The organism is Kiloniella spongiae, assembly GCF_001026905.1.
Classification (GTDB): Bacteria; Pseudomonadota; Alphaproteobacteria; order Kiloniellales; family Kiloniellaceae; genus Kiloniella; species Kiloniella spongiae.
The window spans coordinates 1-19,212 of record NZ_LAQL01000019.1 but is presented as its reverse complement, the minus strand read 5'-3'; the positions used below and the strand labels follow the sequence as shown (position 1 = coordinate 19,212).

The window sequence follows — 19,212 nt, the reverse complement described above, 5'->3', positions numbered from 1 at the left end:
CTGACAGATGATTAATGTTTGTCATAACTAATAGAGGCTTTACATTTGAAGACGAGAAGCTGCTGATTTTTCCTGTAAGAGATACATCCTTCTATGATTAGGACTGTTCTCAGATAAATGCTTCAAGTTTTGGATTTAAAGGTATTCATTTTTTGAGGGTATTACCTACTCTTTTACCTTCAACCCATAGATAAAACGTTCGACGGTGCTTTCCACAATTCCATCAATCTCTTCAGGGGAAGGTGGTGGTGCTCCTGTGACCAGACAGTTTAGGTATCGGGCGCCGAAGAGCATGGAATAGAAGCTTTGCCCTGCTTCAATTGGATCTGCGACGTCAATTTCGCCTTCTGCCATTTTTTCTTCCAGATAGGCCGCAAGAATTTCTCTGGAAATTTTGGGGCCTTGATTCATAAACTCAATGCCATGAGTGGGATCTGCTTCTGCTTGGGAAATCAGAACGCGAAAAAGCGACACGCTACCATGATAGTGCAGCATATGGAGAAATTTTGTGCCTAACTTTACCAGACATTCTTTGAGCGGAAGGTTGTGGTCGGGTTTTATATCAAGTTCTTCGCGTTTGAGATCGCAGAAGTTGGTAATCACGTGGGCAAATAGTTCTTCTTTTGATCCGAAGTGACTATAGACAGTTCGTTTTGACACGCCGGCGAGGGATGCGATTTTGTCCATACTCGCGGCTTCGAAGCCCTGTGTTATAAATATTTCACTGGCGGCGTTTCGAATATCGTTTCTTTTCTGTTCCGAACGGCTTAACTTTTGACCAAGTGAGGCAAACAGACATTTATCCCGATCCCAAACCGATGGTTTTTGAACCGAGTCTTGATCAACATTTAGTTCTTTTTTAGAGGCTCTACGCCCCAGTGCGCCTAGGATACAATTATCTTTTGTCAAATTCGACTCCAAATAAACTACACCGTGTAGTTTACATTGAATCATAAATAAGTAAACTACACCGACTAGTTTACTTCAGTAGTGGCCATGTTTCAAGTATGGTAATACCGAACAAAGGCTGATTTCCATAGAAAAATCAGTCTTTGATGCAGGTAACGTAAAACTTTTACTCTAAGTTCGTTGCGTTCCAGAGGTCATATTTCGGTATATATAAATAATCATGGCTGTGCTGAAGCAAACGATATCTATTCGGAGCTTAGCAAATGAGCAATTTCATGGACCGCCTGTCAGTCAGTTATGCAAAAGGCATAATTCGCTGGCGCTGGCTCGTCCTCCTGGTCACAATTTTAGCGACACTAGGTGTCGCATCGGGCGGACGTTTTCTTTCCTTTACAAGTGATTACCGCGTCTTTTTTGGCGATGATAACCCGCAATTGAATGCATTCGAAAGTTTGCAGGATATCTATACCAAAACAGATAATATTCTTTTTGTTCTTAAGCCGAATAATGGCAAAATCTTTACCCCGCAGTGGTTGGAAGTTGTACAGGATCTTACCGAAGAGTCTTGGCAAATCCCCTATTCCATTCGTGTAGATTCCATCACCAACTTCCAGCACACAGAAGCCGTTGAAGATGACTTGACTGTTGCTGATCTGGTTGAAGAAACGGGTGGTTTAAGTCAGGCCGGACTGGATCGTATAGAACAAATTGCGTTGAGCGAGCCGGCATTGGCAAAGCGCATTATTTCCGAGGACAGCACAACAACCGGGGTACAGATTACCCTTCAGCTGCCACCGGATGATGCTATTGCTCTTGATGAAGCTGTTAAGTTTGCAGAAAACATGGCTGCAACCATAGAGGCGACTAATCCGGAACTTGAAGTGGCTATTACAGGCCTGGCACCATTGAGTAATGCCTTCCCGGCGGCGTCGATGGCAGATATGAGCACACTGACACCTTTGATGTTCCTTGTGATCATTATCTTCCTGATTGCTTTTTTGCGCTCCTTTACAGGTACCTTGGGCACATTGTTGGTGACCATTTTCTCGACAATGGTTGCGATGGGTGCTGCGGGCTATGCCGGTATCAAAATGACACCACCATCAGCCATGGCGCCAACGATTATTCTGACAATCGCCATTGCTGACTGTGTGCATATTCTGGTGACAATGTTCCATGAAATGCGTCACGGTAAAGCAAAACGGGATGCTATTGTTGAAAGCTTGCGCGTTAATATGCAGCCAGTATTTCTGACATCCTTAACAACTGTCATTGGTTTCCTCAGCCTCAATTTCTCTGAAGCGCCACCGTTCCATGATCTTGGTAATATTGCGGCTATTGGTGTTATTGCGGCCTGGATTATCTCGATTGCTTTTCTACCTGCCTTTATTGCTGTGATGCCCGTTCGGGTTAAACCTGTGGAAACAGGAAAATCATCTATGATGGAGCGTTTGGGTGAATTTGTAATTGGTCACAGAACAAAGCTTTTACTGGGCATGGGTCTAATCGTTGTTGGAACATCTTCTTTCATCTCAAGAATTGAGCTAGATGATCGTTTCATTGAGTACTTTGATACCACTGTTCCTTTCCGTGTTGATAGTGACTTTACCCGGGATAATTTGACCGGAGTTTATCAGGTTGAATTTTCAATCAATGCCGAAGAATCAGGCGGCGTTTCCAGCCCGGTTTATCTGGCGCATTTGGAAGATTTCGCGAATTGGTTGCGTGCCAAGCCAGAGGTCGTTCATGTGAATTCTATCACCGACATCCTCAAGCGTTTGAACAAATCCATGCATGGGGATGATGATAGCTGGTATAAATTACCTGATGAACGTGATCTCGCGGCGCAGTATCTGTTGTTGTATGAAATGTCTCTGCCTTATGGTCTTGATCTCAACAGCCAGATCAATATCGACAAATCTGCATCTCGTATGACGGTAACACTGGATAATGTTTCTTCGAATGATATGCGTGATATCGCTTTGGAATCATCACAGTGGTTACAGGATAATGCCCCGGGTTACATGGGAGCAGATGGTTCCGGTGCCGCTGTAATGTTTGCACACCTTGCTGATCGTAACATCAAATCTATGTTGAGTGGCACAGCCCTGGCTTTTGTCTTGATTTCTCTTTCCTTAGTGTTTGCGTTACGTAGCCTGAAGCTGGGTCTGATCAGTTTGATTCCGAATATGGTACCTGCGATTATGGCCTTTGGTGTATGGGGGCTGTTTGTTGGTCAGGTTGGTTTGGCTGTTTCCGTAATTGCGGCGACATCACTTGGGTTGATTGTCGATGCGACGGTTCACTTCCTGAGTAAGTATAATCGTGCCCGTACAGAACGTGGTGAATCCTCTGCCGATGCTGTTCGTTATGGTTTCAGAACAGTGGGGAGTGCGCTTTGGATTACAACAGCTGTATTGGTCGCCGGTTTTGCTATCCTGTCTCTGTCAACCTTTGCGGTGAATGCAGATATGGGCTTGTTGACGGCTATAACAATTGCGATTGCGCTGTTCATTGATTTCCTTCTGTTACCGCCATTGTTGATGCTGTTCGATAGAGAAAAGGCAACAGCAACAAGCACAGCACCAGCTGCGCCAGCCGAATAAAGATGTTGGAGTTTTTAAAAATGAGTAAAAAACTATTATCGACCGTTTTCTCTCTTTCTCTTGTGGCATTCACTTCCGGTACGGTGCTGTCTAGCGCCGCACTGGCTGATGAAGCCGCGGATATTGCAAAGGGAACTGAAATTGCCGAGGAATGGGACCGCCGTGATTGGGGGTTTGGTGATACTGAGTCCTATATGGAAATGCAGTTAGAAAACCGCCATGGTGATAAATCTATTCGTGAAATGCGTCAGAAAACGCTGGAAGTTCCAGGTCATGACGTTGGCGATAAAAGTTTGACAATTTTTGATAAGCCTAGGGATGTCAAAGGGACTGCTTTCTTGAGCTTTGCCAAAATTTTTGACCCTGATGATCAATGGATGTATTTGCCGGCTGTGAAGCGCGTAAAGCGCATTTCGTCCAAGAATAAATCCGGGCCATTTTTAGGGTCAGAATTTGCGTATGAAGATCTATCTGCGCAAGAACTGAAAAAATACACATACAAATGGCTGCGGGACGAGCCTTGTGGTGAATTACAGTGTGCTGTTGTTGAGCAGACCCCGACCTATGAAAATTCTGGCTACACCAAGATGATTACTTGGTATGACCTCTCAGAATATCGTCAGCAAAAAATTGATTATTATGATCGTAAGGGCAAGCTACTGAAAACGTTAGTTTCTTCGGATTTTAAACAGCATCTGGATAAGTACTGGCGCCCGTACAACATGTACATGGAAAATCATCAGACGGGTAAAAAGACACGTCTTGTCTTTTCCAAGATCGAATTCCAGAAGGGCTTGAAAGATAGCGAGCTTACCAAGAATACGCTCAAACGCGTGAGATAAGAGAGTGAGTAGATGAGATCGCGTTTCATCCTTTTTAAAAAAGTGAAGCTGATCAAGTTGGCTGCCCTGGTTATTGTAACCGGGGCCGTCGCATTGGGGGCGTCTATTATTTCTGCTGTATCAGCCAGTCAGGCGCACGCTCAGGAACAGGCAGGTGAAGAAGAAAGTGACATCTATTGGGAATACTCAGGATCTGCGAGCTTGGATCTGAGGGTTTTTCCTGATTCCGCTTTACATAGCGGACAGCGAGACCAGCATTTAAATCCATCCATTGTTTTTGAACCAGAGTTTTTGGTGGAGTGGAATGATGGTGATGATCGTATTGATTTTAAGCCCTTCCTTCGACTGGATGCTCAAGACGACGAACGCCGCCATGGTGATATTCGTGAGTTGAAGTACCAGCACATTGGTGATAGTTGGGATTTGAAAGTAGGGGCGGACAAGGTTTTTTGGGGTGTTACAGAATCTCGACATCTGGTTGATATCATCAATCAAACCGATGGTGTCGAAGATGTCGATGGCGAAGACAAACTCGGTCAACCAATGGTCAATTTGGGTATCCAGAATAGCTGGGGTGATATTAATCTCTTTGCTATGCCCTATTTCAGAGAACGCACATTTCCGGGGCGGAAAGGGCGCTTGAGATCTGCACTACCTGTAGATACGGATAATGCAGAGTATGAGTCCGATCTGGAAGAGTTCCATCCTGATTTTGCTCTACGGTATTCAACTGTTCTTGGCGATTGGGATCTAGGGCTCGCTCATTTTTATGGTACAAGTCGAGAGCCTCGGTTTGTGGTCAAGCCGGATGGTAACGGCCAACCAAGATTGATTCCCTTTTACGACATTATCAATCAGAGTTCTATTGATGTTCAGGCCACGTTTGATGAATGGCTCTGGAAAGGGGAAGGTATTTATCGTCGTGGGCAGGGGGATGATTTTATCGCCTTTTCCGGGGGTGTTGAATATACCTTCTTTGGGATAATCGGTGATGCTGGTGATCTGGGTTTACTGGCAGAATATCATTATGATGGCCGCGATCAGGACGAAGCACCGGGTGCTGTGCTGGATGATGATATCTTTGTTGGGGCACGTATAACCCTGAACGATGTCGAGGATACTGATTTTCTCGCGGGCGTTATTGTTGACCGCTTAAGCCATGCCCGAAGTTTTTCTATCGAGGCAGATCGACGCCTGAATGATAGATGGACGATTGAAGCCGAGTTACGGATCACAGATGGTTTGACCGAAAAAGAACTACAGTATGATGTTCGTCGGGATGATCATCTTCAGGTTCGTCTCAGTTACTATTTCTAGTTCGCAATAGGAATTCTGCGCTTTCGGGTTTTCTATTCCCCGATAGGTTCCATCCGGAAGCAAAGAAGGAAGGGCCGCATTTTGCGGCCCTTTTTGCTGGATACTATTTTTACTCAACTTATTCTTTATTGGGTCATATTTTCGTTGAAGATGCTTTATTCCCTGTGGATACTCGCCGGAGAATAAACAGGGAGTACATGTTAGCTACTCAGGTTGCGAAAAGCTCTTTTTCAATGTTTTTGAAGCCTTTGAATTCCAGCGCATTACCTGACGGATCGGTAAAGAACATGGTTCCTTGTTCTCCGGCTTCTCCCTCGAAGCGAATGTAGGGTTCAATAATAAAGTCATCGATAATATCACGCATGCGTTTTGCGAGTGTTTGCCAGTCGGCCATCTGCAGGACAACACCACAATGGGGAACAGGTACTCCATGTCCGTCAACGGCATTTTTGATTTGCCCGACGCTACCGTCTTTTCCCAATGTTTCATCCAGATGCACCACGAACTGGTGGCCGAACATGTTGTAATCAATCCACTTGTCGCTGCTACGGCCTTCGGAGAACCCCATTTTTGTGCCATAGAATTCTCTGGCTTCATTAATATCCCGAACCGGAACAGCAATATGAAAAGGTGTTAGCATCTTGATGGCTCTCTCTTGGTTTTATTCATAGGAACATTGTTTTTGGATGTTGTTTTTCTTCGTTATTTTCTTGTTCTTTCTCGTGGCAATATCGCAGAAACGTTAGCCTTTACGAAAAACGCCCTGAATGACGGATATTTTGTTTAATGCCAGGTTCTTTTTTAAATTCTTGGCACGCTCGGGGAAATCCTTACCAATAAAAAGTGCAGGATTAAGGTCTTTTGATAACTTGTTTTGATCATTTCCTGTTGCGCTATAGTTATGAAACCACAGATGAGTTTCTGCGGTTACGTCTGTCCAGATTTCCCGGTGAAATCCAAGGTCTTTCAGTATATCCCGAATAGCTTCACCAGCGACCAGGTGGTTGTGTTCGGTACTACTTGCCCAAGGGACTGGCAAGTGTATTTGACACTCGTCATCTGATTTTAGACTGTCGTTGGAAAATATATCATGAAACAGGAAAGTGCCACCGGGCTTGAGAACGCGTTTTATTTCAGAATAAAAAGCTTTTTTATCCGCGATATTCATTGATGTGTGCTGGGTCCAGACGGTATCAAAATGATTGTCGTCATAGGGCATGTCACAGGCATTTCCGTGAGTGATGTGAATCCGTTTATCCAAACCGCAAAGGCGGTTTAGTAAAATGGCTGTTTCACAAAAATCTTTTGTCAGATCAATGCCATGAACCTTGCAGACAAATCTTTCGGCGATAAAACGTGCCGGGCCGCCAATGCCACAGCCAATATCCAACAGCTCGGATTCAGGATGTGCGGAAAGATATTCGCTTAGTTCTTGTGTAGAAGCACGTCCTCTGGAATGGAGGTGATCAAAAACAGAAAAATCCTGTGCGCTGAAAGGAGGTTTTTGAGATGTTCTTTTATCATCTTGAGTGTTTGTGCTGTCGCTCAGGTGTGCGATATTGACCTTAAGCAGGCTTGCGACTTTCTCAACAAGATTGTTTTCGTCACCATATTTAAGCTCTTGTTCTTCTTTCATCCCCAGCCTTTCTTTATTCTTTGTTCTTTTGGCATCCCATGTTTTTAGCATCCGATACCTTTTTCTTGTTTAAGGAGTGGTTGTTTGGTGCGGATGCATTTTTATTATTTATGGAATCTATAATGAAATGAATAAAAGCGGTAGTTATTTAATGCTGATTTAGATTGCTTTTGCTAGCATTACGTATTGCAGAGTTGAATAAAGGGCACATTGGATATCATGACAGAGTGTGTGGCGCCGGATCTGGCATCGCTTCGGCAAGGTGGCAAGTTGGCTTTTTCGCGTGCGCTTTCCGGACTAGAACAGTCTTATGAGAAAATGCTGCCTCTTTTAAGTGAGTGCTATGCGCAACCCTGTGCGCAGGTCATTGGAATTACGGGCCCCCCGGGGGTTGGAAAATCGACTTTATTATCTGAAATGATTTCCCTCTATCGTACACAGGGAAGAACTGTCGGTGTTATTGCAATTGACCCTTCCTCAAAACAGTCTGGGGGAGCTTTTTTAGGGGATCGGGTTCGTTTTTCTACCGATCCGGAAGATCAGGGTATTTTTGTACGGTCGATGGCTGCGCGGCAAAGATTGGGGGGGCTGGCTGATCATGCAACTGCGGCAATGGTCCTGATGCGTGCCGTATTTGATATCGTCTTGATTGAGACTGTGGGGGTCGGGCAGTCAGAGACCGATATATCCAGTGTTGCGGATAGTATCGTGTTCTGTGTTCAACCGGGATCAGGCGATTCCTTACAGTTTATGAAGGCCGGTATTGCTGAAATCCCCGATATAGCGGTGGTGACTAAGGCGGATTTGGGGAAAACGGCAGAAAGAGCAAAAGCAGATTTACGCGGAGCTTTATCCTTGGCTTCCTCGCGCATGGATGAGTGGGATGTTAAAATTTTATCTCTTTCGGTTACGAATCAGGATGGCATTCAAGATTTTATATCTACCCTTGACCAGCACTATCAATGGATACAGGAAAAAGGAGAGCTTTCTGTAAGGCGCCAAAGGCAAGCTCAGCACTGGTTATTTGAAGGTTTGAGAGATAACTTTGGGCATAAAGGCGTCGATTTTATCCGTAAAACAAAACTTTTGCCGGGCGATTTAAATTTATGTTCTCCATTCGATCTGTTGGGGCAAATGAATAATAAACTTGGTTTTGTGATAACGGGATGATTGATACTGGATCAGGGCCTGTTCATATCTGTCTGGTATCAGATACCAATTTGCCAAACTTAAATCCGGCGTTGGCAAACATTTCGGAAAGTCGGTTTTTCCCACCAAAACGTGTGTTACTTCTTTGTGGGACGGGGCATCTGGAACAGGCACGTTACCTCAAAGACACGCTTGTTGATCATAGACTTGTCGTTGATATTCATACGATTGATGACGGCCTTGACCCCATTGAGATTTCTTCCCTTATTGGGCAAATTTCTGCTGTGTTCGAAACTCTCTCTCCTGAAGAAAAACAATTGGCTGTACTTAACGCGTCTGGTGGAGGGAAAGCGCTTAGTCTTGCTGCCGTATCCGTTTTTATACGTAATAATCTGCCAGCATTTTTGGTGGATACAAGTAACGATCGTATTGTGTGGTTAAATGGCGAGGAAAGATTGACCCTAGATATTCCTGATAACGCATCGCTTGAAGATGTTTTATCCGGAAATGGATTTAAAATTATTCCGCCACACCCGGTTCGTCATGATCTCAATGAAAAACAAATATTACTTGGCGAGAAAATGGCCGAAAATGTTAAGAAGTTTTCAGAGGTCATTGGGGCTTTTAATGGATATATGAGCAGGGCAAAGGAAACCGAAGGTTATTATCAAGCTGGTCCTGTTTCACATAAGCTATATAAAAATCATAATTTTATGAAACTGGTGGACTGTTTTTGCGAAACAGGTTTGCTTGAATGGAAAAAGCATCACTTAGTGTTCAGGGGACAGGATGCAGCCAGGTTTTTGAGGGGAGGATGGTTTGAGCTTTATGGTTATGCTGTTATCAATCAAATCAAACATGACTGGGCCGAACAGGGCTATCCCGTGCAGATTGGTGACGTTGCCAGTGGTGTCAATATTGAATCACCAACGGGATCGCGAAACGAGATTGATATAGCGTTTCTTTGTAATAATCGTCTCTATCTTATCGAGTGCAAAACTGGATATTTTAGCCCCAGCTCTCATCCTTCTGGTCCGTCGAGTACGATGCTTTATAAACTAGATTGGTTGAAAGATTTAGGTGCACCAGCGAGTAAAACGGCTATTTTCAGTTATCGGGCGTTGCCAGATCACGATCGCGAACGCGCGCAACAGATGCATATAGAGGTGGTTGCCGGTTGGCCGGATATCGCAAAATTAAGAGTTTTTCTCGAAAACTGGATCGAAGTGCCGCAAACAAACTAGTTCTAGGGATAACTTTATGATCTAACTGGCAGACGCATTTTTATCTTGATCTACCTTTTTACCTAAAGGCTAAATCCCATGTCCGTTTATTTCATTTTGGCAATCGCAATTGTGAGCGAAGTCATTGCCACGCTTTCCCTAAAAGCAGCGGATGGTTTTACCAAACCTTTACCGACCTCAGTTTCTGTTGTCGGCTATTTGATTGCAGTTTATCTGTTGTCGATCGTGACCAGACAACTGTCTATCGGCGTAACCTATGCCGTATGGTCAGGTGCTGGTATCGTCCTGACCGCTGGGCTTGGCATTGTAATCTATGGTGAGAAGATGGATCTCGCTGGTGTTGTCGGGATTGCAATGATCATAGGTGGTGTCTTGATCCTTAACCTAATTTCGAATGCTTCCGGGCATTAATGCATTGGTTATTTTTTATCAGTAAGCGATAACAGAATTCTTCTGAATGACTTTTATCTGATAATTTACGCGTTGTTTTTTGTTTGCTAAAACCAAGTTTTTTGTACAATTGGTGTGCTTTGGTAAAGCGAGTGTCGGTCCAAAGAAACAGCTCTGCAATATGTCGATTAGTCGCTTCTTTAATTATTTTATTCACTCGATATTGTGCAAGGCCATATCCCCGATATTCTGGTGCGACATAGAGTTTTTTTAGTTCCATCAAAGGGGTTTTTGACAAACTAGAGTCTGGTTTTATGTAGCCGCAAACTGCGATTAATTGTGTTGGTTCGTTTGTGGTGTTGATTCCTAATAGTTCGCCATTGTGGTTCTCAAAATACGACGCAGATTCTAAAAGTTCAGTTTCTTCATGGATATCAAAGACAACACCTTGATCGATGTATTCTTCATAACATGATCTTACCAATTCAATGAGTGATGAAGTATCATTATTGGTTACTGGATTTTGCTTGAACTGTTGATCAAGCTTTATCATGAGGTGATTTCTATCCAATCTGGAAGTTCGGGGGTTACATTTGCGTCACCGCAGAGTAATTGATCTGAACCAAGGGCATCAATTTTTAATGTCGCCAAGCCTTGATTACCATAAAGGGATCTCAAGATACCAACATTTTTGCCGACGTTGGTGATGTCTGTACCGACCACTGGTAACGAGCCTGTTAATTTCACCGGTACCAGACGCTTCTTTATGAGGGCGCGATATTTGGTGCGGGCAGTAAGTTCCTGCCCGATGTAACAACCCTTATCCCAATCAATCGCGCCGAGTTCATTGAAGCCATTTTCCAGCAAGATTGACTTTTCGACTTCCAGGTCGCGACTACCGTCGGGAATGCCAAGGGCGACCCTTGCTTGATCGTAATTCTCAAGGGTGCTCTCTTTAAGGGCGTATTCTTCTATGAACGTGGTAAGGTTCTCAGTCGGAATAATGGCTCTTGCACCAAGAGCATGATGACGGGGATCAATATAAATACAGCCGCCAAAAAATTCTTTACTGGCGCCTTTATTTGCCGGAATTCCAAGCCTTATGCATAGATCATCGCCTTGTAATGCAAGGACTGTATATTCATCACCAGTTTGTTCAAGTGTTGCTTTTGAGCGCATTTTATAAAGCTTAAGGCGACGTAAAAGATCTGCAGCTCGTTCTTTTTCACAATCGAGAAAGAGACCTCCGTCGGGGGATGATGTTACAAAAAAATCGTGAAGAAATTTACCTTGTGGTGTCAATAATGCAGACCAGACAGATTTTGTGGGCGTTACCTGACTGACATCCTGCGTTATCACGGCCTGCAAAAAGGGAATGAGCTCGTCGCCATCCAGCTTTAAGACAGTTCGATGTTCAAGTTTTATTGCAATAATATCACTCATTTTTTTTTCAATCTCTATGAACAAATCTTTGTATACTGAATATTTGGGGCGGTTACCGGAATTACCATCCGATCTGAAGTATATCGTGTGATATATAAGCTGTTAGAAGTGTTGATGAAAGAGTAAGCTTACTATAAATCATCTAAAACTTATTTGGGTCCATTGCTGGAATAGCTGCATTGAGAATACTCTTTATTACCTCTAACAGAATTGGTGATGCCGTTTTATCAAATGGTGTCTTACAATCAATGTTAGATCAATACCCCGGTGCAAAAGTTACTGTTGCTACGGGTAGTATCGTGGCTTCTCTCTATGAGGCCGTGCCCGGTCTGGAAGAAATTATTCCTGTTTCTAAATTAAGATATCATGCCCATTGGCTAAAGCTGTGGGGGCGATGTGTCAAAAAACGCTGGGATGTTGTTGTCGATATGCGTGGCACGGGCATTAGTTATTTTCTGTCGGCAAAACGTCGGCTGGTCCATTCATCTAAAGATGGGCAGGTTCACCGCGTTGTTGAGTTGTCCGAAGTTCTTGATAGTGTGGAGCCGCCTTCTCCGGTTATTTGGACTGGCGATAGTCATGAGAAAAAGGCTGCGGAACTAATCCCGACTGGCACTGAAGTTCTTGCAATCGGTCCTGCTGCAAACTGGAGCGGTAAGCAGTGGCCAGTAGAGAAGTTTTGTCAATTAATACAAGCTTTGATTAGACCGGGAGGTATCTTACCGGATGCGCGTCTTGTTGTACTTGCTGCGCCACACGAAAGAGAACAGATTGCGTCTGTATTAACGTCCTTGCCGAAAAATCGGGTAATTGATCTTATTGGTCATGATCTGGTTACTGCTGCGGCTTGCCTGAAACGTAGTGATCTTTTCGTTGGCAATGATTCAGGATTGATGCATCTTTCTGCTGCTGCCGGGGTGAAAACTCTGGGGTTGTTTGGGCCTAGTCCCGAATGGCGTTATCATCCTTGGGGGGGCGATTGTGCTTGCGTTCGAACCCCGGAAAGTTATCGGGAAATCATCAACCATCCAAATTATAATTATAGGCATGGTGCAGAGAGTTACATGAAATCTCTTACGGTTGATACTGTTGTTACTGCTGCAGAGAAACTCTATAACCGGGGACAAAATAATGGCCCTGCTTTATAACGAGTTTTCGCCAGTGTATGGGAAATATATATGTTGAAAGAAGATAATACGCCCAAAACTGATATTCAATTATCGGCATTGCTTGTTATTCATAATGAAGAAGCGCGTATTCGTGATTGTCTTGAACGTGTTAAATTCTGTGACGAGATTGTTGTTGTTCTTGATCGTTGTACTGACGGATCAAAAGGTATTGTATTGGAATATACGGATCGTATCGTAGAGGGTGGTTGGCCGATAGAAGGGGATCGACGAAATACAGGCAATGATATGTGTCGCGGGCAATGGGTTTTGGAAATTGACGCTGACGAACATATATCCCCTGAATTGGCCGAGGAAATCAGATCAACGATCCAGCGGGATGATGCGGATTATTATTTAATCCCGGTTGATAATTATATCGGCGGTAATCTTGTCCGATACGGATGGGGGGCGCAGTTTGGAAAAGCTTCTGCTTCTTGTTTATGCAGAAAGGGTGTGAAGCGATGGGGGAATGATCGCGTGCACCCTAAGTTGCATTGGAAAGATGGGGCGCGTAGAGGCGTCAAATTGGAAAACAGGTTACTCCATTACGTGGATAACAATATTTCTGATATGATCCGCCGTTTTGATTCCTACACCACCGCCAGAGCAAAGGATTTGATTGATAGTGGTGAAATCGGAACCATGCCGCATAATGCACGTCGTATATTAAGTCGTTTTTGGCGCTGTTTTATAAGCCGGAAGGGGTATCGTGAAGGCGGCTATGGTTTTCTTATTGCAACCTTTGCCGCGCTTTATCCAATGGTTTCCCATATCAAGGCTCGATATGAGGTAGAACAGTTGTCGTCGCAATAATCAGTGTATCGGCAGCTTTTTGAGCTTTGGTAATGACGTTAACGCATCTTTGATGCCGGCAAGACTGCGGCAACTTTTTCAAGTTCAAGATCCTGTAAATCGTCAACCTGTATGATCTCTACATCTGGGCCAATAGGGGAAATTTTATTAGGGTCTGAAGCATTTGAGAAAAGGACAATAACAGGACAGCCCGCCGCAGAAATCAAATGCATTGGCCCGGTATCATTCCCAACAGAGAATTGAGCTTTTCTTGCGATAACCGCGATTTGTTCCAGACTTGTTTTTCCGCAGAGGTTAACCGCTGCTGAACATGTCGTTTTGATTTGATCACATTCTGTACGTTCTGCTTTGGTACCAATAATAACCGGCGTAATCCCCAAGTGGGTCATATGATCCGCGAGTTCTGAATACCGTTCGACGGGCCAGCGTTTTTCAGGACGGTGTGGTGCGCCACCAGGCACGAGTAAGGCATATGATCTTGGCAAGGCAAGATCTTCGACATCTGCTTTGATAAAGGATAAATCGGGAAGGCGGATATTTGTAATTCCAGCGACGGCAAGTTGTGCTTTTTCTCTGACAGAGATATGAAAAATACCCTCGGTTGGCTTTTCGTAATAATGTGAACATCCGCGAACATTTCCAACCCATTCGGGCTTTGTTGCTGGAAACAGCTTGTAATAAAAACCTGTTCGTTCATTGCGCTGTAAATCGTAAACGCGATCGAATTTGTGTGAACGCAATGTTTTACGTAGTTTTAAAATCGATGGTATTTCATAAATTTTCGGTTTGCTGTCTGTAAGCACAGAATTAAAACATCCGCTGGTTTTAGCGAGTGCCACGTAGGGCTTTGTCGTTAATAAAGTGATGTCGGCGTTTGGATGATGTGCCCGAATGGCCTGGAACGATCGTATGGAAAGAATGAAATCACCAAAGGCTGACAGTTTAATGACCAAAACACGTTTAGGATTCCCTGATGTTGGCAAGGTTTCTGTGACATCGGTCTCGTTATCAAAAGCAACGAGATCAGGGTCTTCTGTTGTTATGTCAGGGCGTTCAACTGTCATGCTTCTACCATGTACGTTTGTTTATTCGAACACACTGTTAATTTAGCTAGGTTAATTTGGTTGGTACAGTTATCTGTGGAAGCGTATGGCTTCGCCAAATTTTTAAAACAGCCAAAATTCTAAAACAGCAATAATAGCACACTTTTAGGATAAGTAGTGTTGCTAAGGGTGTAATCTGAAAATAGTGTTATGAAAACCTTATAGTGTCGTAGTTTAGCGGAAATTTTTTTGGGAATCATATTTTTGTGTGTTGGTCTCAATTTAGTCACAAAAATTCTTTCTTTATACGATGGCAAGTTATTTCCTATTAATTGCTGGGTTGCAGTTTGTTTTTGTGAAGATTTCCGGTAAAGAGAGAACTTTAATTACCTGATGTTCATTTCGACATGTCTATTTGTGCACATGTCTATGAATGGTCTGGTGGCCCATGAATCGTTCCGGCACCCGTACGAGGTGGTGGATCGTGTCGTTGTGTTAACCGAGGAGAACCAACAAGGTGAAGGTTTTATTGGTATTGGGAGCAGGAGGGGAAGGCGGCGCCGAAACCTTCTATACGCATATAACACTCGCTCTTCACCGTGCTGGTATCGAAACCCAGGCTGCTCTTCGGCAAAATGATAATCGTGTTAATTTATTCAAATCTGCGGGGATTGAAGCGCTGGTTCTTCCCTTTGGTAAGCTTTTTGATTTTAAAACCAGAAAAGGGCTAAAGCAGAAAATCAAAGAATTCAGGCCTGATGTGGTCATGACCTTTATGAATAGAGCTACATCCCTGTGCCCTAAAGGTGATTTTTTGCACATCGCCCGTTTAGGTGGTTATTACAAGCTCAAGAATTATAAACACTGTGATCATCTAATAGGCAATACCAAGGATATCGTGGACTATTTGACGTCCGTTGGCTGGCCAGCCGAGAAATCACACCATGTTCCGAATTTTGCCTCTGTAGATGTTGGTGCTGCTCCAGTTTCCAGAGCGGATCTGAATACACCAGAGGATGCGACTGTTCTACTGTCTTTGGGAAGGCTGCATGAAAACAAGGCTTTTGATGTACTGTTGCGCGCCGTTCAAATAGAAAGTCGTCCTTACATATGGATTGCTGGTGAGGGACCTCTACGTGAAGAGCTTGAGGTCTTGGCAAAAGATCTTGGTGTGTTTGATCGGGTTCGGTTTTTGGGCTGGCGCAATGATCGTGGTGCTTTATTGGCTGCGGCGAATATTTGCGTTTTCCCCTCGCGGTTTGAACCTTTTGGGTCTGTTATGATTGAGGCCTGGGCAACAAAAACGCCGTTGGTGACGACACGAACCGCCGGGCCGGAAGAAATGGCCACTGACAATTATGATGCACTTATGGTACCTGTTGATGACTATAAGGGGATGGCAACTGCTATCACTCGAATGATGGATGAGGAAGGTTTGGCCGAGCGCCTGACGGCTGCTGGCTTTGAGACCTATAAAAAAGACTATACCGAAGAGGCATGTGTGCAAAATTACATCGGCCTCTTTGGTAAATTATTAGCGCAAGAAAAAAGGATTGCTTCATGAGCGAGAGCTACGACCTGATCATTAAAGGCGGTGATGTTGTTACGCCGAACGGTACAGAGAAAATTGATGTCGGTGTGAAGGCGGGACGCATTGTTGCTCTTGGCAATCTAGAAGGCGCGACGTCTAGGGAAGAATATGACGCGACAGGGCAACATGTATTGCCCGGTGCCATTGATACCCAGGTCCATTTTCGCGAGCCAGGGTTAGAGCACAAAGAAGATCTGGCCTGTGGCACGGCTGCTGCGGCATTGGGTGGTATTGTTGCCATCTTTGAGATGCCGAATACAAACCCCAATACTCTCGGTCCTGTTGAGCTTGCCGATAAACTGGCCCGCTGTGAAAACAGGGCTTGGACCGACCATGCTTTCTTTATTGGTGCCGCCGAAGAGAATGTGGATGAACTTGGCGAGCTGGAAAAGCTTCCGGGTTGTGCCGGGATCAAGATTTTCATGGGTTCTTCTACCGGAAGCCTTCTGGTCGAAGAAGAAGGACTGCTGGTTGAGGTCCTGAAAAACGGAACACGCCGCTGTCCGGTACATGCCGAAGATGAAAATCGGTTGAGAGAGCGCTTTGCGTTGGTACGTGATGGTGCTGAACCGACGATGCATCCGGTCTGGAGAGATCCGGAGGCGGCTGTTCTGGCGACAACCCGGATTTGTCGTCTTGCCCGTCAGACTGGTCGTCGTGTGCATGTGCTACATGTAACCAGTAAAGATGAAATGCCGATCCTTGCGGCAAACAAAGATTTGGTGACGGTTGAAACCACACCACAGCATCTGACACTTAGCGCACCTGGGTGTTATGAAGAGCTTGGTACCTTTGCCCAGATGAACCCGCCAATTCGGGATGAAGAGCATCGCCTGGGTCTGTGGGAAGGTATTCGTACCGGCATTGTTGACGTGTTGGGATCAGATCACGCGCCACATACACTGGAAGAAAAGCAAAAGCCTTACCCGGCATCGCCATCGGGCATGCCAGGAGTACAGACGCTGATGCCTTTGATGCTGGATCATGTGAACAAGGGGAACCTGTCGCTTGAACGTTTGGTTGATCTGACGGCTTCGGGACCGGCACGTATCTATAACATTGCAGGTAAAGGCCGTATCGCCTGTGGGTTTGATGCGGATTTCACAATTGTTGATATGAACAAGGAAGAAACCATCAGCAAAGATTGGCTGGCTTATAAATGTGGCTGGTCTCCTTTTGAAGGTGTGACGGTTAAAGGCTGGCCGATGGCCACGATTATCCGTGGGTCGGTTGTTATGAAAGACGGCGAGCTGATTGGTGATCCTCAGGGGAAACCTGTTCGCTTTACAGACACTGAACCGGCTAAAAATTCCTGATCAAACTGTTGAATATGAATATTAAAACAAAGGCTTGGAATTGATTTTTCAAGCCTTTGTTTGATCTTGCCCCAATAACTTTCTTTGACTAACTTTTAAATTCTAATCTATTAGTATCTGAAATTGAGACTGCATCCATGACAAATCAGAATTATATTCTCGAGCATATTCTGACGGGAAAGTCCGTACCCTTTGGCCCTAAGGGACAACCAAGTGCAATCGCAAAGAAACCAGTCTCAGGCTCTTTGAAAGTGACAAAGCTGGGGGTTGCCGGTGACGAACAAGCCGACCCGAGACATCACGGTGGTCCGGAAAAGGCACTGCATCATTATCCACGGGATCATTACAGTGTGTGGACAAATGAGTTTCCGGAAATTGATACGGTCTCTTTAAACGTTGGCGGGTTTGGGGAAAATATCTCGACAACAGGCTTACAGGAAAAAGATATCTGCATCGGGGATGTTTTCCGTTTTGGATCTGCGACTGTTCAAGTCGCCCAAGGGCGTCAACCCTGTTGGAAACTTAATGTCCGTTTCGGTTTTCCAAAAATGGCGGCTGCGGTTCAGAAATCTGGTCGTACAGGCTGGTATTATCGTGTTTTGGAAGAAGGTTTTGTCAAGCAAGGGGATGAGCTAACCCTGATTGATCAACCTAATCCCGATTGGAGTTTGGCGCGCATTCAAAATGTTCTCTATGTCGATACCCTCAACCAAGAAAACTTGCAGGCGCTGGTATCCTTGAAAGAATTGGCGAGTAACTGGCAAGATTTGGCACAGAAGCGTCTGTCGCGTCTAGAGGTAGAAGACTGGAACCCGCGTTTGCAAACGCCAGTTTGAAAGCGACTTTGTTTTGTTCGTCTAAAAGCCTTGTTTACAAACTTTCTAGGGCGCGTTCGACAAAGTCCAGTCGGTCCTGTCCGTAAAAGTTCTCACCATCAACAAAGTAGGTTGGGGCGCCAATCACACCGCGCATGATGGCTTCTCTGCAATTGCGCTCTAGTTCGGCCTGAATGACGGGTGATATAGCTTCTTCTATGAGGCTCGTAACATTGTCAAAACCTGCACTTTCACAAAGTTCTGTCACAACCTTCTCATCAGCGATATTACGATCATCCCGCCAAAGTGCTTCCACGACCTTGAGACTGAGTAAGTCCAGATCACCGATTTCTCCGCGCTCTTTTGCCCGTTGGGCTGCGATGACAATACCAGAGGGCAGTTCGACCGGGCCATCATGATGGATTGGCTCTCGTTGTAACGAAATGCCCAGATATTCTGCCCAACGTAGCGCATCATTCATTGCGTAATTGCGTAACATCGTCGGGCGATCATCAAAAGGTTGGCCACCAATTGCGGGCATGGTGACTGACAATATGATGGGACGGTGAACAATTCTACGATCATATTTTTTTGCCAGGGCGTTTAAACGAGCGGCACCCAGATAGGTAAAGTTAGATCGTGTTGAATAATAATAATCAATAGTTCTCATGTGTGTTCAGTCCAGTGGTTATGTTCAAGCCCAGTATCTATATGGTTTGTATCGCGTGCCGTGTTGTCATTTTGCTATTTGAGGGTGCTTTGTTCTTTAAGGATAGTGATCTTGGTTTGTTCGATAGACAAGGATTTTAAGTGTTTCTTTTCTATGAGACGTCAATGCGAGGCGATTTTTGTAAGTACCTAAAATTAAAAATAAATAAATTATATAATCAATATAAAAATCATACATATTGCTGTAGTTTTTTCTGATA

At 44.6% G+C, this 19,212-nt stretch carries 18 protein-coding genes; 11 read left to right on the top strand and 7 right to left on the bottom strand.

Annotated elements, in window-relative coordinates:
• Nucleotides 1–165: 165 nt before the first annotated feature.
• Complete coding sequence (locus tag WH96_RS19135; protein WP_047765847.1) at nucleotides 166–909, bottom strand: TetR/AcrR family transcriptional regulator; 744 nt, start codon at nucleotides 907–909, stop codon at nucleotides 166–168.
• Nucleotides 910–1,172: 263 nt separating this feature from the next.
• On the opposite strand from WH96_RS19135, the gene WH96_RS19130 reads away from it, so the two are divergent.
• From WH96_RS19130 to WH96_RS19120, 3 genes are read left to right on the top strand one after another with little or no spacing between them, the layout of a single operon-like run.
• A complete protein-coding gene (locus WH96_RS19130) occupies nucleotides 1,173–3,515 on the top strand; it encodes an efflux RND transporter permease subunit (RefSeq protein ID WP_053006146.1) in 2,343 nt (780 codons plus the stop codon).
• Nucleotides 3,516–3,535: 20 nt separating this feature from the next.
• Nucleotides 3,536–4,357 (top strand): outer membrane lipoprotein-sorting protein, encoded by an 822-nt coding sequence (locus WH96_RS19125; protein ID WP_082130602.1) that lies wholly within the window; start codon nucleotides 3,536–3,538, stop codon nucleotides 4,355–4,357.
• A 12-nt stretch (nucleotides 4,358–4,369) separates the two neighbouring features.
• On the top strand, nucleotides 4,370–5,674 hold the full coding sequence (locus tag WH96_RS19120) for a hypothetical protein (protein WP_053006145.1): 1,305 nt from the start codon (nucleotides 4,370–4,372) through the stop codon (nucleotides 5,672–5,674).
• Between the two features lie 208 nt (nucleotides 5,675–5,882).
• Here the strand turns inward: WH96_RS19120 and WH96_RS19115 are convergent, their stop codons facing one another.
• Together WH96_RS19115 and WH96_RS19110 are read right to left on the bottom strand one after the other, a co-directional pair.
• A complete protein-coding gene (locus tag WH96_RS19115) occupies nucleotides 5,883–6,314 on the bottom strand; it encodes a VOC family protein (protein ID WP_204248255.1) in 432 nt (143 codons plus the stop codon).
• Nucleotides 6,315–6,416: 102 nt separating this feature from the next.
• Nucleotides 6,417–7,361: a class I SAM-dependent methyltransferase gene (locus WH96_RS19110; RefSeq protein WP_047765844.1), complete on the bottom strand. Its 945-nt coding sequence runs from the start codon at nucleotides 7,359–7,361 to the stop codon at nucleotides 6,417–6,419.
• A 168-nt stretch (nucleotides 7,362–7,529) separates the two neighbouring features.
• Between WH96_RS19110 and WH96_RS19105 the strand changes: the two genes are divergently transcribed.
• The 3 genes from WH96_RS19105 to WH96_RS19095 all read left to right on the top strand — a co-directional run bounded on the left by WH96_RS19105 (nucleotide 7,530) and on the right by WH96_RS19095 (nucleotide 10,114).
• Nucleotides 7,530–8,480 carry an ArgK/MeaB family GTPase gene (locus WH96_RS19105; RefSeq protein WP_047765843.1) on the top strand — a complete coding sequence of 317 codons (951 nt, stop codon included), beginning with the start codon at nucleotides 7,530–7,532 and terminating at the stop codon, nucleotides 8,478–8,480.
• Complete coding sequence (locus WH96_RS19100; protein ID WP_047765842.1) at nucleotides 8,477–9,703, top strand: Card1-like endonuclease domain-containing protein; 1,227 nt, start codon at nucleotides 8,477–8,479, stop codon at nucleotides 9,701–9,703. Before WH96_RS19105 ends, WH96_RS19100 begins: the two co-directional genes overlap by 4 nt.
• A gap of 78 nt (nucleotides 9,704–9,781) precedes the next feature.
• The gene (locus WH96_RS19095; protein WP_047765841.1) at nucleotides 9,782–10,114 is read left to right on the top strand and encodes a DMT family transporter; all 333 of its coding nucleotides are present in this window, start codon (nucleotides 9,782–9,784) and stop codon (nucleotides 10,112–10,114) included.
• Here the strand turns inward: WH96_RS19095 and WH96_RS21605 are convergent.
• Nucleotides 10,083–10,646, bottom strand: a complete 564-nt coding sequence (locus tag WH96_RS21605) for a GNAT family N-acetyltransferase (protein WP_053006144.1) — start codon at nucleotides 10,644–10,646, stop codon at nucleotides 10,083–10,085. The two genes, WH96_RS19095 and WH96_RS21605, sit on opposite strands and share 32 nt — an antisense overlap.
• On the bottom strand, nucleotides 10,643–11,536 hold the full coding sequence (ygfZ, locus tag WH96_RS19085; protein ID WP_047765840.1) for a CAF17-like 4Fe-4S cluster assembly/insertion protein YgfZ: 894 nt from the start codon (nucleotides 11,534–11,536) through the stop codon (nucleotides 10,643–10,645). The genes WH96_RS21605 and ygfZ overlap by 4 nt, the downstream gene beginning before the upstream one ends.
• A gap of 179 nt (nucleotides 11,537–11,715) precedes the next feature.
• Here ygfZ and WH96_RS19080 point away from each other — a divergent pair, with 179 nt between their 5' ends.
• Nucleotides 11,716–12,684: a glycosyltransferase family 9 protein gene (locus WH96_RS19080; RefSeq protein WP_047765839.1), complete on the top strand. Its 969-nt coding sequence runs from the start codon at nucleotides 11,716–11,718 to the stop codon at nucleotides 12,682–12,684.
• 30 nt (nucleotides 12,685–12,714) lie between these two features.
• Complete coding sequence (locus tag WH96_RS19075) at nucleotides 12,715–13,518, top strand: glycosyltransferase family 2 protein (RefSeq protein WP_047765838.1); 804 nt, start codon at nucleotides 12,715–12,717, stop codon at nucleotides 13,516–13,518.
• Nucleotides 13,519–13,556: 38 nt separating this feature from the next.
• On the opposite strand, the gene WH96_RS19070 is transcribed toward WH96_RS19075, so the two are convergent.
• On the bottom strand, nucleotides 13,557–14,582 hold the full coding sequence (locus WH96_RS19070) for a glycosyltransferase family 9 protein (protein WP_053006143.1): 1,026 nt from the start codon (nucleotides 14,580–14,582) through the stop codon (nucleotides 13,557–13,559).
• Nucleotides 14,583–15,078: 496 nt separating this feature from the next.
• On the opposite strand from WH96_RS19070, the gene WH96_RS19065 reads away from it, so the two are divergent.
• From WH96_RS19065 to WH96_RS19055, 3 genes are all read left to right on the top strand, one after another.
• Complete coding sequence (locus WH96_RS19065; protein ID WP_047765837.1) at nucleotides 15,079–16,125, top strand: glycosyltransferase; 1,047 nt, start codon at nucleotides 15,079–15,081, stop codon at nucleotides 16,123–16,125.
• Entirely contained in the window at nucleotides 16,122–17,468 is a 1,347-nt protein-coding gene (locus WH96_RS19060; protein WP_047765836.1) for a dihydroorotase, read from the top strand. The genes WH96_RS19065 and WH96_RS19060 overlap by 4 nt, the downstream gene beginning before the upstream one ends.
• 137 nt (nucleotides 17,469–17,605) lie before the next feature.
• Nucleotides 17,606–18,304: an MOSC domain-containing protein gene (locus tag WH96_RS19055; RefSeq protein WP_047765835.1), complete on the top strand. Its 699-nt coding sequence runs from the start codon at nucleotides 17,606–17,608 to the stop codon at nucleotides 18,302–18,304.
• Between the two features lie 34 nt (nucleotides 18,305–18,338).
• Here WH96_RS19055 and WH96_RS19050 read toward each other — a convergent pair whose 3' ends face one another.
• Nucleotides 18,339–18,953, bottom strand: a complete 615-nt coding sequence (locus WH96_RS19050) for a 2-hydroxychromene-2-carboxylate isomerase (protein WP_047765834.1) — start codon at nucleotides 18,951–18,953, stop codon at nucleotides 18,339–18,341.
• Between the last annotated feature and the right edge of the window lie 259 nt (nucleotides 18,954–19,212).

What these genes read in the sequence shown, in the direction of transcription:
- WH96_RS19130 (WP_053006146.1), top strand. Translation starts at nt 1,173, where the DNA reads ATGAGCAATTTCATGGACCGCCTGTCAGTCAGTTATGCAAAAGGCATA.
- WH96_RS19125 (WP_082130602.1), top strand. Translation starts at nt 3,536, where the DNA reads ATGAGTAAAAAACTATTATCGACCGTTTTCTCTCTTTCTCTTGTGGCA.
- WH96_RS19120 (WP_053006145.1), top strand. Translation starts at nt 4,370, where the DNA reads ATGAGATCGCGTTTCATCCTTTTTAAAAAAGTGAAGCTGATCAAGTTG.
- WH96_RS19115 (WP_204248255.1), bottom strand. Translation starts at nt 6,314, where the DNA reads ATGCTAACACCTTTTCATATTGCTGTTCCGGTTCGGGATATTAATGAA.
- WH96_RS19110 (WP_047765844.1), bottom strand. Translation starts at nt 7,361, where the DNA reads ATGCTAAAAACATGGGATGCCAAAAGAACAAAGAATAAAGAAAGGCTG.
- WH96_RS19105 (WP_047765843.1), top strand. Translation starts at nt 7,530, where the DNA reads ATGACAGAGTGTGTGGCGCCGGATCTGGCATCGCTTCGGCAAGGTGGC.
- WH96_RS19100 (WP_047765842.1), top strand. Translation starts at nt 8,477, where the DNA reads ATGATTGATACTGGATCAGGGCCTGTTCATATCTGTCTGGTATCAGAT.
- WH96_RS19095 (WP_047765841.1), top strand. Translation starts at nt 9,782, where the DNA reads ATGTCCGTTTATTTCATTTTGGCAATCGCAATTGTGAGCGAAGTCATT.
- WH96_RS21605 (WP_053006144.1), bottom strand. Translation starts at nt 10,646, where the DNA reads ATGATAAAGCTTGATCAACAGTTCAAGCAAAATCCAGTAACCAATAAT.
- ygfZ (WP_047765840.1), bottom strand. Translation starts at nt 11,536, where the DNA reads ATGAGTGATATTATTGCAATAAAACTTGAACATCGAACTGTCTTAAAG.
- WH96_RS19075 (WP_047765838.1), top strand. Translation starts at nt 12,715, where the DNA reads ATGTTGAAAGAAGATAATACGCCCAAAACTGATATTCAATTATCGGCA.
- WH96_RS19070 (WP_053006143.1), bottom strand. Translation starts at nt 14,582, where the DNA reads ATGACAGTTGAACGCCCTGACATAACAACAGAAGACCCTGATCTCGTT.
- WH96_RS19060 (WP_047765836.1), top strand. Translation starts at nt 16,122, where the DNA reads ATGAGCGAGAGCTACGACCTGATCATTAAAGGCGGTGATGTTGTTACG.
- WH96_RS19055 (WP_047765835.1), top strand. Translation starts at nt 17,606, where the DNA reads ATGACAAATCAGAATTATATTCTCGAGCATATTCTGACGGGAAAGTCC.
- WH96_RS19050 (WP_047765834.1), bottom strand. Translation starts at nt 18,953, where the DNA reads ATGAGAACTATTGATTATTATTATTCAACACGATCTAACTTTACCTAT.